Here is a 13,114-nt window from a genome sequence, read left to right as displayed (position 1 = left end):
CGGGGGCCTTCTCCGTGTCCGGGTGGTGTCCGGCGCTTACTCGGCGCCGGCCTCGCGCTGCTCGCGCCAGCGGATCCCGGCCTCGATGCTGTGCTCGATCTTCATCGAGGCCGAAATCCTCACGCCTCGTTGGCGGTCTCGCGCTGCTTCCTCCAGCGGATCCCGGCCTCGATGAAGCCGTCGATGTCGCCGTCCAGCACGGCCTGCGGGTTGCCGGCCTCGAACGCGGTGCGGACGTCCTTGACCATCTGGTACGGGTGCAGCACGTAGGAACGCATCTGGTTGCCCCAGGAGCTGCCGCTGTCCTTGAGCGCGTCCATCGCCGCCTTCTCCTCCTGGCGGCGCCGCTCCAGCAGCTTGGCCTGGAGGACGTTCATCGCGGACGCCTTGTTCTGGATCTGCGAGCGCTCGTTCTGGCAGGAGACCACGATGCCGGTCGGGATGTGGGTGATGCGCACCGCCGAGTCGGTGGTGTTGACGCCCTGGCCGCCGGGGCCGGAGGCGCGGTAGACGTCCACCCGCAGCTCGCCCTCGTCGATGTCCACGTGGTCGGACTGCTCGACGACCGGGAGCACCTCGACACCGGCGAAGGAGGTCTGCCGGCGACCCTGGTTGTCGAACGGCGAGATGCGGACCAGGCGGTGGGTGCCCTGCTCGACCGAGAGGGTGCCGTAGGCGTACGGCGCCTTCACGGTGAAGGTCGCGGACTTGATGCCGGCCTCTTCGGCGTACGACGTGTCGTACACCTCGGTGGGGTACCCGTGCCGCTCGGCCCAGCGCAGGTACATGCGCATCAGCTGCTCGGCGAAGTCGGCGGCATCCACGCCACCGGCCTCGGCACGGATGTTGATCAGCGCCTCGCGGGCGTCGTACTCGCCCGACAGGAGGGTGCGGACCTCCAGCTCCTCGACCGCCTTCTGGAGCGAGACGAGCTCGGCCTCGGCCTCGGCGCGGGTGTCCGCGTCGTCCTCGGCCTCGGCCAGCTCGAACAGCACGCCCAGGTCGTCGATTCGGCTGCGCAGGCCTTCGACCCGGCGCAGTTCGCCCTGGAGGAAGGAGAGCCGGCTGGTCACCTTCTGCGCGTTCGCGACGTCGTCCCACAGGGTGGGGGCGGCTGCCTCCTCCTCCAGGACCGCGATGTCGGCCCGGATCTTGTCCAGGTCGAGGACGGCCTCGATCGACCCCATGGTCGTATCGAGGTTCTTGAGCTCTTCGGAAGGATCGACGGCTGCCACGCCCCCCAGGGTAATGGTTCCGGGAGTGGTCATGACGACACCCCCGTCCAGGGGCGCGCTACGGTGCCCGCGGGGCGGTGCTGTGCACGGCCGGTCGGGCCGGGTGGCCACGGTCCGGCCCGGTGGCCGCGAAGGCCGTCCAGGCCGCGGCGGCGCCCGCCAGCAGCAGCACGGTGGCCAGCAGCACGGCCAGCAGCCGGCGGCGGCGCAGCAGGGCCTGACGGTCCCGGCGGTGGCCGGGGGCGGCGCGCTGGGCGCGGGACTCGGCGGCGTACGCGGCCAGCTCCTCGGCCGAGGGGCGGCGCAGGCTGGTGTGGGTGTCCCGGGTGGAGTCCGGGGCGACGCCGGGCACCAGCGGGACGGCCGGGCCGCGGCGGCGCTTGTGGATGCCCGGACCGGCGTCGACCTCGGCGTAGACGGCCTCGCCGGGGCTCAGCTGCTCCTCGGCCGGGGCGCGGCCCTGGGAGGGCACCGCCAGCACCGGCAGTCCGGCCAGCGAGGGCAGCTGCTCGCGCAGCCGCGCCGCCAGCTCGGCGGCGCGCAGCCGGGAGGCGGGGGCCTTGGCCAGGCACTCGGAGATGATCCGCCACAGGCCGTCCGGCAGGCCGGGGATCGGCGGCACCTGCTCGGTGACGTGCCGGCGCAGCACCGCGCCGGTGTGGCCGCCGCCGAACGGGGTGGAGCCGGCCAGCAGCTCGTACAGCACGGTGGCGAGGGCGTAGATGTCGACGGCTGCGCGCGGCTCCAGGCCCTCGATGATCTCGGGGGCGAGGTAGTCGGGGGTGCCGATGATCCGGGTGGCCCGGGTGCGGCGCGGGGCGTCGACCAGGCGGGCCACGCCGAAGTCGGTGAGCTTGGCGCGCGGGGCGCCGCCGGGGCCGGGGGCGGCCGCGAGGTCGAGCAGGACGTTCTCCGGCTTGACGTCGCGGTGGACGATCCCGGCCGCGTGCGCGGCGGCCAGGCCGTCGGCGACGTCGGCGATGATCGAGGCGGCGGTCTGCGGCGGGAGGGCGCCGTCGCGCTCCAGCCGGGAGCGCAGGTCGGTGCCCTGGACCAGCTCCATCACCAGGGCGAGGTCACTGCCGTCCACCACCATGTCACGCACGCCGACCACCCGGGGGTGGTCGAGGCTGGTCAGCGCGGTGCGCTCCTGGACGAAGCGGCCGACCAGCACCTGGTCCGCGGCGAGGTCCTCGCGCAGCAGCTTGACCGCCACCGGGCCGTCCGGCCCCTCACCGAGCCAGACCGTCCCGGCCGAACCCCGGCCGATCACCTGGTGGACGGTGTACCGGCTGCCGATCTTGCGTGCCAATGCTGCTCCGTGGGCGGCGCGGGAGCGCTCCGGGGGTCCGGGCGCGCTCGGTGGGGCGGGACAACAGCGACCAACCTACGCGCCCCGACCCCCTGCGCGGGCCGCCTGACCGCCCCTGGGCGGGACTCCGGGGCGAGAAATCTCGCGAATTGTCGACAAAGCGTCAATCCTGCTGCCCCGGAGGCGATCCGCGCCTATTTGCCGAAGATGCTGCTCACCCAGTCCCGTGCCGAGTCCCACCAGCCCACGACGTTGTCCCAGTAGTGCGGCAGCGGGGTGAACTTCCACAACGCCAGGCCGGCCAGGCCCAGCACCAGCAGCACCATCAGGCAGCCCTTGAGGCAGCCGAGCCCCGGGATGTACATCCGGTTGCGGCTGCGCGGACGCCGCTCGCGCGGCGGGGCGGGCTCACGGCGGGGCGGCGCGGGCGGCTCCTCGCGGCGCTGCGGGGGCTCCCGGTGCTGCGGCGCGGGCGGCTCGGCCCGGCGCGGCACCGGGGCGGGCGGGGGCGGGTAGGCGCCCTGCGGCTGGCCGTAGCCCGCCGGGGGCTGCCGGTAGCCGCCCTGCGCGCCCGGGGCGCCCTGACCCCGCTGGCCGCCCTGGCCGCCCGGACCGCCCTGGTAGGGCGGCGGGGCGACCGGCGGGCGCTGGGAGTAGCCGGGCGGCGGGCCCTGGCGGCGCTGGTCCGGGCGGTAGCCGGCCGGCGGCTGCGGCTGGTAGCCGGGCGCGCCCTGGCCGGCCTGGTAGGGCGGCGGGGCGACCTGCGGGTCCTCGAAGTCCTCCGGGCCGAAGTAGCCGACCTGGGTCTGCTGGTTGCGGTCGCGCGCCGCGCGCAGCTGGGTCTGCCACGGGTGCGGCGCCTCCTCCTGCGGCCCTGCGGGCGCCCCGGGCGGGGGCGGGGGCACGGCGGTGGGCGGCATCACCTGGGTGCGGTCCTGGCCGCCGTACGGGGGCGCGGGCGGCGGCTGGGTGCCCATCACCCGGGTCGCCGCGGCCGGGTCGTACTGCGGGCCGCCCGGGGGCGGCGGCAGCACCTGGGTGCGGTCCTCGGCACCCGTCCCGCCCGGTCCGGTCGGGACGGCCGACAGGGCGCCGGGGACGGTGGTCGGCTGCGGGTCGGGCAGCAGCAGGGCGGCGACCGCCAGCGCCTCGTCCACCGCCGCCGGGGAGGCGTGCACGCCGACCCCGGCCGCGACCACCCGCAGCGCGCGGGCCAGCGAGGTGGCGCTCGGCCGCTGGGCCGGGTCCTTGCGCAGGCAGCGCTCGATCACCGTCCAGAGCGGCTCGGGCATGGTGCTGGGCCGCTGCGGCTCCTGCGCCAGGTGGGCCTGGAGGACGGCCAGGGCGCTGTCGCCCTGGAACGGCTGGCGGCAGGTGACCAGCTCGTACAGCATGATCCCGGCGCCGTAGACGTCCACCGCGGAGGTCTGCGCGCGGCCCTCGGCGGACTCCGGTGCGACGTACGCGGGGGTGCCGACGAACTCGTGGGTGCGGGTGACACCCGGGGAGTCGGCGAGCCGGGCGATGCCGAAGTCGGTCAGCATCGGGTGCATCTGCTCGGTGCCGTCCACCAGGACGGAGGCGAGCAGCACGTTGGCCGGCTTGAGGTCGCGGTGGACGATCCCGTCCGCGTGGCTGGCCGCCAGCGCGTCCGCGACCTGGGCCATCAGCAGGGCGCCCGCGATCGGGCTGAACGGGCCGTTGGCGCGCAGGTAGCGGGCCAGGTCGGGGCCCTCCACCAGGTCCATCACCAGGGCCAGCAGCTCGCCCTCGACCACCAGGTCGCGGACCCGGACGATGTTCGGGTGGCTCAGCCGCAGCAGCAGCGAGCGCTCGCGCAGGAAGCGCATCACGACGTCCGGGTCGGCCGCCAGCTCCTCGCGCAGCACCTTGATCGCCACCTGCTGCCCGGGCTCACTGCCGGGCACCTGGACGTCCGGTCGCACCAGGCCGCGCCAGACGGTCCCGGTGGCACCCCGCCCCAGGGTCTCCTCAAGCAGATACTTGCTGCCGACTGGCCGCACCTGTCGCACTCCTCGCCGTGCCGCCCGCGCGGGGCGCTCCTCCGCCGGTGCGGTGAGCCTGCCGGGCCCGTGTTTGCGGCCACTCTAACGGTGTCCGTTCGGGTTTCTGAGGTGACCGGCGGACCATCCGAGCAGGGTTGGGGGACATCCCCTAGGGGACTGCCCCGACGCATCCCGGGGGACCGGCCGGAGCCGCTCGCCGGGGCCCGCCGCGGAGCCGTCACGGCGGCGGTTGACCTGACTCACCGTCGCCTCCACCATGGCGATGATCGCAAGATCGTCAAATCCGGTACGGTGCGCGGACTGTCCACGCCGGATGGCAGGATGGACACTCGCCACTCGTGTGGCCCAATGGGTCGCCGCGACCGCCCGGTGCGACCGCGACGACACCGGGCAGCGGTACCAGGCATCACACCAGCAGAAGGGACCCGCGGGCGAGATGCAGATCCGGCTGACCGTCCTCCGACCGCGCAGCGGCCCGACCGCCGCCGGCGCCGCCATCCCCTACGTGGACGTGCTGGTCACCGCGCCCGTCGGCACCGCACTCGGCGCCATCGCGGGCGCGCTCGCGGGCGCCGTGGGCGTGCGCGGGCCACGCGCCGCGACCCATGTGCACCTGTACGCCGGGGCGCACCGGGTGGACGAACACACCCTGCTCGGCCACCCGCCGCTGCTCGACGGCGCCGTCCTCAGCCTCAACGAGCCCGACCCGACCGCCGACGACCCCGACGACACCACCGCCGCCGCCGAGCTGCGGATCGTCGGCGGCCCCGACGCCGGCGGCGTCCACCGCCTGCACGGCCGGGAGATCCGGATCGGCCGCTCCGGCGAGGTCGACGTCCCGCTCGACGACCCGGACGTCTCCCGGCTGCACCTCGCCCTGCACCTCGGCGAGGACGGCCGGATCGCCGTCCGCGACCTCGGCTCCACCAACGGCACCACCCTGGACGGCCGACTCGTCCCGCCCGGCCCGGCCGAGGCCGCCGTCCCGCTGGAGAGCGGCGCCCTGCTGAGGATCGGCGAATCCACCCTGCAGGTCTTCGAACCGACCGGGGAGCCCGCCCGCGCCGCCCTGCCCGACGGCAACGGCCACCTCCAGCTCGCCGCCCCCGGCCCGGTCCGGCCCGCGCCGCCCGTCATCGAGCCGCCCGCCGCCCCCGAGCCCACCCACGGGCGCGGCCTCGGCCTGCTCTCACTGCTGTCCGGCCGCACCGCCGAACCGCCCGAGGAGAGCGCCGAGCGCCACCACGCCGCGGTGCGGCTGCGCCAGGCCGCCGCCCAGCGCGAGCGCTGGCCCGACCTCGCCACCGTGCTGCTCAACGCCGTCGGCCCCGGCCCCCGGCTCTGGGAGCGCGGCCCCGGCCACCCCGACGCGCTCACCCTGCGGCTGGGCACCGCCGACCGCCCCGGCGGCCCCGGCACCACGCCCGGCACCATGCTGCCCGCCGTCCCGGTCACCCTCGACCTGCAGACCGCCGGCAGCCTCGGCCTCAGCGGCCCGCGCGAACGCCTGGACGCGCTCACCCGCGCCGTCGTCGCCCAGCTCGCCGCCCTGCACCCGCCGACCGGGCTGAGCCTGGTCGTGGTCGACGCCGACCCGGCCCGCAGCCCCGAGGACCGCGTCGACACCTGGGCCTGGGCCCTGTGGCTGCCCCACCTGCGCCCCGCCGAGGGCCAGGACTGCCGACTGCTGCTCGGCCTCGACGACGAACAGGCCACCGCCCGGCTGACCGAACTCACCGCCCGGCTCAGCGGCCCCACCGGCCTCGGCGGCCACCCGGCCACCGTGGTCGTGGTGGACGGCCGCCCGGCCACCGAGGACGCCCGGCACGCGCTCGACCTGCTGCTGCGCCAGGGCCCGGCGGTCGGCATCTTCCCGATCTGCCTCGCCGAGCAGCCCGAGCTGCTCCCCCGCGGCCTCGGTGCCACCGCGCTGATCACCGGCGAGGTCGGCACCCACCTGTCCATCGACCGCCCGGTGGCCCGCGGCCGGGAGACCCTGCACGAGGTCTCGCTGGACGCCGTCTCCGACGCCTGGGCCGAACGGCTGGCCCGCGTCCTCGCCCCGCTGCGCGAGGCCACCCCGGCCGCCCGCGGGCCGCTGCCGGACGCGCTGCGGCTGCTCGACCTGCTCCAGCTCGACACCGTCACCCCGGCCAAGCTGTCCGCCCGTTGGGCCGCCCACGCCGGCGGCATCGGCGCGGCCACCGCGCTGCTCGGCACCACCCGGGACGAGCTGTGCACCCTCGACCTGGCCGACCCCGAACTCGCCCTCCCCTCTCCCGACCCGGGCGGCCCGCACCTGCTGATCGGCGGCGCGCGGGGCTCCGGCAAGACCGAGCTGCTGCGCACCCTGGTCGCCTCGCTCGCCGTCTCCGAGCGGCCCGAGCGGCTGACCGTCACCCTCATCGAGGGCCGGGCCTGCTCGGACGGGCAGGACGGCCTGGACGGCTGCACCGAGCTGCCGCACGTCATCGGGCGGGTCAACGCCGCCGCCGACCCGCGCGCCGCACTGCTCGCGGCCGAGGCCCTGGAGGACGAACTCGCCCTGCGGGAGCGGCTGTTCGACGGGCTGGACTTCGCCTCCTGGCACGCGGCACGCATCTTGGACGGCCACAGCCTGGACGGGCACGGCCTGGACGGCCAGGGCCTGGCCGCGGACCGCCCGCAGGTCCCGGTGCCCGCCACGGTCGGCGCCGTCTCGACCCGCGGCCCGCGGATCATCCAGCCGCGCGGCTCCTCCGACGCCCGGCCGGCCGCCTCCCCCGCCGACCCCGCCCCGGCCCGGCTGGTCGTCGTCGTCGACGACTACGAGGCCCTGCTCTCCCCCACCTCCCCGGCCGGCCGGCCGCTGGCCCGCGCGCTCGCCGCCGTCGCCCGGCGCGGCGGCCCGCTCGGCATCCACCTCGCGGTCGCCACCGGCCGTCCGGAGGAGAGCGCCGGCACCGAGGTCGACGAGGCCGCCCTGCTCCGGATCGCCCTGCGCACCGACGACCCGGCCGACTCCGACCTGCTGATCCACCTCGGCGACGCGGCCGCCCTCCCGGAGGACACCCCCGGCCGCGGCTACCTGCGCCGCCCCGACGGCGGCGTCACCGCCTTCCAGACCGCCCGGATCAGCGGCCGTATCCCCCGCACGGCGACCTTGCGGCCCACCGTCGTCGCGATAGACCCCCTCCAACTCGGCGCCCCACCGGCCCGCCGCCCGGTCCGCGAACTCGGCAACGGCCCCACCGACCTGGCCCTCCTCGCCAGCGCCCTCCAACGCGCCGCCTCGCGGTAGGCCCTGCGGCAGCCCGAAAACGTGGGGTGGGCTCGCGTCCCCGGACCCGAGCCCACCCCGAAGAGGCGACGCCTACGGTCGCCGGAGCCGCCCCGGGCGACCGGAGCCGAGAAAGGCGGAAGGGGCCCGCGTCCGAGGACGCGGGCCCCTTCCTTCCAACCGTCCGTCAGCGCATCGAACCGGTGCGCAGCAGGGTGCGGATGACGCGCATCGCGACCGAGAGGCTGGACAGCTCGTAGTTGTCCGAACCCCTTATGTCGTCGAGGGTGCTCTTGGCGCGGTTCAGCAGGGTGGAGTTGAGGTCCGCCCAGGCGTTGTAGCGCTCTTCGGGGGTGGCGCCCTCGGGGCCGCAGACCAGGACGTCGGCGGTCAGCGCCGCGTGGGCCGCGAAGAGGTCCTCGCGGATCGCGGCGCGGGCCATCGACGACCAGCGGTCGGTGCGGGGCAGGTCGATGATGCGGTCGAGCAGGTGCGAGATCTGCAGGCGGTCGCCCAGGTCGTAGTACAGCTCGGCGACGTCGGCGACGTCCTTGCCGGAGCGGTCGGCGACCTCGGTGATGTCCAGGGTCGGGAAGACCGAGGACAGGCCGGCGATCCGGGTGGCCAGCTCCTCCGGCACCCCGGCCGAGGCGAGCTCGTTGTAGATCGACTCGAACCAGGTCAGGTCCTCGCCGCGCAGCGGCTTGGGCAGCGAGCCCCAGACCTGGTTGACCCGGTCGTGGAAGAACTCGATGGTGCCGGCGATGTCGAGCGGCTGGCGGCGGTTGTTGAGCATCCACCGGGTGGCGCGCTCGACCAGGCGGCGCGAGTGCAGCCGCATCTTGGTCTGGACCCGGGCCGGGACCTTGTTGTCCAGACCCTCGATCTCGGCCCAGATCTCCTCCAGGCCGAAGACGGCCCGCGCGGCGGTGTGCGTCCGGGCGATCTCCTCGTAGGTCGCGCCGGTCTCCTCCTTCAGGCGGAAGGCGAAGGTGCAGCCACCGCGGTTGATCGTGTCGTTGACGATCAGCGTGGTGATGATCTCGCGGCGCAGCGCGTGGTTGTCGATCGCGTCGGCGAACTTCGCCCGCAGCGCGCTCGGGAAGTACTCGTGCAGCGCGGTGCGGAAGTACGGGTCGTCGGGCAGGTCGGTGGCCAGCAGCTCGTCGGCCAGGATGATCTTGGTGTAGGCGAGCAGCACGGACATCTCGGGCTGGGAGAGCCCGCGGCCGCTCTGCTGGCGCTCGCGGATCTGGCGCTCGGTGGGCAGGAACTCCAGGGCCCGGTCGAGCTGGCCGGCCGCCTCGAAGCGGTTGATCATCCGCGCGTGGACGTTGACCATGCTGTGCGCCTGGGCGACGGCGTTGGCCAGCACCACGTTCTGCGCGTAGTTGTTGCGCAGCACCAGGTGGCCGACCTCGTCGGTCATCTCGGCGAGCAGGACGTTGCGCTGCTTGACCGTCATGTCACCTTCGGTGACGACCTGGTTGAGCAGGATCTTGATGTTGACCTCGTGGTCCGAGGTGTCCACGCCGGCCGAGTTGTCGATGGCGTCGGTGTTGATCCAGCCGCCGGTGCTCTCCGGGCCGCCGGAGGCCGCGTACTCGATGCGGCCGAGCTGGGTGCAGCCGAGGTTGCCGCCCTCGCCGATGACCCGGGCGCGGACCTGCTCGCCGTTGACGCGGATGGCGTCGTTGGCCTTGTCGCCGACCTCGGCGTTGGTCTCGGTGGAGGCCTTGACGTAGGTGCCGATGCCACCGTTCCAGAACAGGTCGACCGGCGCCTGCAGGATCGCCTTCATCAGGTCGGCCGGGGTCAGGCGGCTCTCCTGGATGCCCAGGGCGGCCCGGACGTGCGCGTTGAGCTGGATCGACTTGGCGCTGCGGGGGAAGACCCCGCCGCCGGCCGAGATCAGCGACTTGTCGTAGTCGTCCCAGGAGCTGCGGGGCAGGTCGAACAGTCGGCGGCGCTCGGCGTACGAGACGGCCGCGTCCGGGTTCGGGTCGAGGAAGATGTGGCGGTGGTCGAAGGCGGCGACCAGCCGGATGTGCTCGCTGAGCAGCATGCCGTTGCCGAAGACGTCGCCGGACATGTCGCCGATGCCGATGACGGTGAAGTCCTCGGTCTGGGTGTCGACGCCGAGCTCGCGGAAGTTGCGCTTGACCGACTCCCAGGCGCCGCGGGCGGTGATGCCCATGCCCTTGTGGTCGTAGCCGGCCGAGCCGCCGGAGGCGAAGGCGTCGCCGAGCCAGAAGCCGTACGACTCCGCGACGCCGTTGGCGATGTCGGAGAAGGTCGCGGTGCCCTTGTCGGCGGCGACGACCAGGTAGGTGTCGTCCTCGTCGTGGCGGACCACGTCGGCCGGGTGGACGACCTCGCCGGCCACCAGGTTGTCGGTGATGTCCAGCAGCGCCGAGATGAAGGTCTTGTAGGACGAGATGCCCTCGGCCAGCCAGGCGTCGCGGTCCACCGACGGGTCCGGCAGCTGCTTGGCGACGAAGCCGCCCTTGGCGCCGACCGGGACGATGACGGTGTTCTTGACCATCTGGGCCTTGACCAGGCCGAGGATCTCGGTGCGGAAGTCCTCGCGCCGGTCGGACCAGCGCAGACCACCGCGGGCGACCTTGCCGAAGCGCAGGTGCACGCCCTCGACCTGCGGCGAGTAGACCCAGATCTCGAACGCCGGACGCGGGGCCGGCAGGTCCGGGATGGCCTTCGGGTCGAACTTCATCGACACGTAGGAGTGCCACTCACCGGTGCCGTCGTGCTGGAAGAAGTTGGTCCGCAGGGTGGCCTTGATGAGGTGCAGGAAGGAGCGCAGGATGCGGTCCTCGTCCAGCGAGACGACCTCGTCGAGCGCGCCGGCCAGCTCCTCCAGGACGGCCTCGGTCAGCTCCAGGGCGCCCGAACGGTGGCTCGGGCTCAGCCGGGCCTCGAACAGGTTGACCAGCAGGCGGGTGGTGTGGGTGTTGTTGCGGAGCGCGTCCTCCATGTAGTCCTGGGAGAACGTCGAGCCCGCCTGGCGCAGGTACTTGGCGTACGCGCGCAGCACCATCGCCTGGCGCCAGTTCAGCCCGGCGGTGAGGACCAGCTCGTTGAAGCCGTCGTTCTCGGCCTTGCCGGTCCAGGTGGCCGCGAAGGTCTCCTGGAAGCGCTCGCGGGCCTCGTCGGTGAGCCCGGTGGCCTCGCGCAGCTTCAGGCCGAAGTCGTACACCCACGCGGTGGTGCCGTCGGAGCGGCGCAGCGCGTACGGGTGCTCGTCCAGCACCTCGACGCCCAGGCGCTGGAGCACCGGCAGGACCTCGGTGAGCGAGATCGGGCCGCCGACCCGGTAGATCTTGAAGCGGCGCTCGTCGTCGCCGGCGCCGACCGGCTGGTACAGGTTCAGGCGGAAGTCGCCCTCGCCGTGCAGCGACTCGATCTGCTTGATGTCGGAGACGGCGGTGCGCGGCGGGAAGTCGGCGCGGTAGCCGTCGGGGAAGGCGTTGGCGTACTTGTGGCCGAGCTCGGCGGCCTTCTCCTCGCCCAGCTCCAGGTGCAGCTGGTCGTGGAAGCCGTCCATCCAGAACCGGGCGGCCTCGGCCAGGCGGTTCTCGATCCGCTCGATGTCGGTGTCGGTGAGCCGGGGCAGCTCGGTGCCCGGGGCGACCCGGACCACGAAGTGCAGGCGGGTCAGCACCGACTCGGTGGCGTACACCGTGTAGTCGATGGTGGCGCCGTTCAGCTCCTCCTTGAGGATGTCGGTGAGCAGCAGCCGGATGCGCGTGGTGTAGCGGTCGCGCGGCAGGTAGATGAACGCGGAGAAGTAGCGCCCGTACTCGTCCTGGCGCAGGAAGAGGCGCAGCTTACGGCGCTCCTGCAGGTAGAGCACGCTGGTGGAGATGGAGAGCAGCTCGGCGGCCGAGGTCTGGAAGATCTCGTCGCGCGGGAAGGTCTCCATGATCTGCAGCAGGTCGCGGCCGTCGTGGCTCTCGCTGGAGAAGCCGGAGCCGTCCAGCACCTCCTGGACCTTGCGGCGCACGACCGGGATGCGGGTGACCGACTCGGTGTAGGCGGCGGAGGAGAACAGGCCGAGGAAGCGGCGCTCGCCGATCGGCTCGCCGGCGGCGTTGAACTTCTTGACGCCGACGTAGTCCAGGTAGGCCGGGCGGTGCACGGTGGAGCGGCTGTTGGCCTTGGTCAGGACGAGGAGCTTCTTCTCGTGGGCCTTGGCGCGCACCGGCGCGGAGAGGCGGCCGAAGGCCTCGGAGACCGCGTGGTGGCGGTCGTCGTGGCTGTGCGGGTCGGAGCGCAGGATGCCGAGGCCGGTCCCGGCGACGGCCTTGAGGACCTCCTCGCCCTCGTGCTCGACCAGGTCGTACTCGCGGTAGCCGAGGAAGGTGAAGTGGTCGTCGGCGAGCCAGCGCATCAGCTCCCAGGCCTCGCCGACCTCCTGCTCGGGCAGACCGCTCGGGGGCTCCTCGGCCAGCTCGTCGGCCAGGCGCAGCGCGCTCTCGCGCATCTTGCCCCAGTCCTCGACGACCTCGCGGACGTCGCCGAGCACGCGGCGCAGGTTGGTCTCGATGGAGCGCAGGTCGTCGCGGTCGGTCTCGCGGTCGATCTCGATGTGCATCCACGACTCGACGGTCGCGTCGGCGGGCCACTCGGTGCCGGCGGCCTGGCTGCGGGAGCAGGCGTCGACGTCCAGGATCTCCAGCAGCTTGCCGGTGATGTCACGGCGGACGACCAGCTGGGGGTGGATGACGATGTGGATCGCGCGGTCCTGGCGGGACAGCTCGTTGGTGACCGAGTCCACCAGGAAGGGCATGTCGTCGGTGACGACCTCGACCACGGTGTGGCCGCAGGACCAGCCGTTCTCCTCGACCGAGGGGGTGTGGACCCGCACCTCGGCGGTGCCCTGGGGGCGCTTGAGGCCCAGGCGGTAGTGGGAGGCGGCCGCGCCGTACACGTCGACCGGGTCGAGGTCGACCAGGTCCTCGGGCGCGGTGTGCAGGTAGTAGTGGTGCAGGTACGCGGTCAGAGCACCGTTGCTCAGACCCTCCCCCGGCGCCGCTCCCCCCACCTGGCTGTTCTCAGCGGCTGCGGCTGCCTTCTTGAGCAGTTCGGCCTTGGCTGCGTCCAGCTTGGTCTGCATGACTTCTTGGCTCCTGTCGCGCGCCGTTGCGTGACTCGGTGGTGTGTGGATGTACACCGACGGGTCACCGCAATCCTGCCGCACCATCCGACTGAAAGGGGCTCATGGCACGCATGAAACGCCCTCCCAGTGGGTAGGACGACTCAT

At 73.7% G+C, this 13,114-nt stretch carries 5 protein-coding genes; 1 reads left to right on the top strand and 4 read right to left on the bottom strand.

Translation table 11 applies throughout. The features are described 5' to 3' along the window. Positions 1-119: 119 nt before the first annotated feature. The 3 genes from prfB to ACIRYZ_RS31500 all read right to left on the bottom strand — a co-directional run bounded on the left by prfB (position 120) and on the right by ACIRYZ_RS31500 (position 4,571). Positions 120-1,235, bottom strand: coding sequence for a peptide chain release factor 2 (prfB, locus tag ACIRYZ_RS31510; protein WP_393029944.1), 1,116 nt, complete (start codon positions 1,233-1,235; stop codon positions 120-122). A 58-nt stretch (positions 1,236-1,293) separates the two neighbouring features. Next, positions 1,294-2,547, bottom strand: coding sequence for a serine/threonine-protein kinase (locus ACIRYZ_RS31505; RefSeq protein WP_393029941.1), 1,254 nt, complete (start codon positions 2,545-2,547; stop codon positions 1,294-1,296). A gap of 194 nt (positions 2,548-2,741) precedes the next feature. Further along, positions 2,742-4,571 (bottom strand): protein kinase, encoded by a 1,830-nt coding sequence (locus tag ACIRYZ_RS31500; protein ID WP_402950821.1) that lies wholly within the window; start codon positions 4,569-4,571, stop codon positions 2,742-2,744. Positions 4,572-4,914: 343 nt separating this feature from the next. Here ACIRYZ_RS31500 and ACIRYZ_RS31495 point away from each other — a divergent pair, with 343 nt between their 5' ends. Continuing rightward, positions 4,915-7,854: an FtsK/SpoIIIE domain-containing protein gene (locus ACIRYZ_RS31495; RefSeq protein ID WP_402950818.1), complete on the top strand. Its 2,940-nt coding sequence runs from the start codon at positions 4,915-4,917 to the stop codon at positions 7,852-7,854. 166 nt (positions 7,855-8,020) lie between these two features. Here the strand turns inward: ACIRYZ_RS31495 and ACIRYZ_RS31490 are convergent, their stop codons facing one another. Beyond that, positions 8,021-12,967, bottom strand: coding sequence for an NAD-glutamate dehydrogenase (locus ACIRYZ_RS31490; protein WP_402950815.1), 4,947 nt, complete (start codon positions 12,965-12,967; stop codon positions 8,021-8,023). Positions 12,968-13,114 lie beyond the last annotated feature (147 nt).

Origin of the sequence: Kitasatospora sp. NPDC101155, assembly GCF_044768305.1 — a bacterium.
In the GTDB taxonomy this organism is placed as follows: Bacteria; Actinomycetota; Actinomycetes; order Streptomycetales; family Streptomycetaceae; genus Kitasatospora.
The sequence above is the reverse complement of the archived record's forward strand: the minus strand, read 5'-3'. Positions and strand labels throughout refer to the sequence as shown.

Coding starts and splice junctions, on each gene's coding strand:
- ACIRYZ_RS31490 (WP_402950815.1), bottom strand. CDS start 12,967: ATGCAGACCAAGCTGGACGCAGCCAAGGCCGAACTGCTCAAGAAGGCA.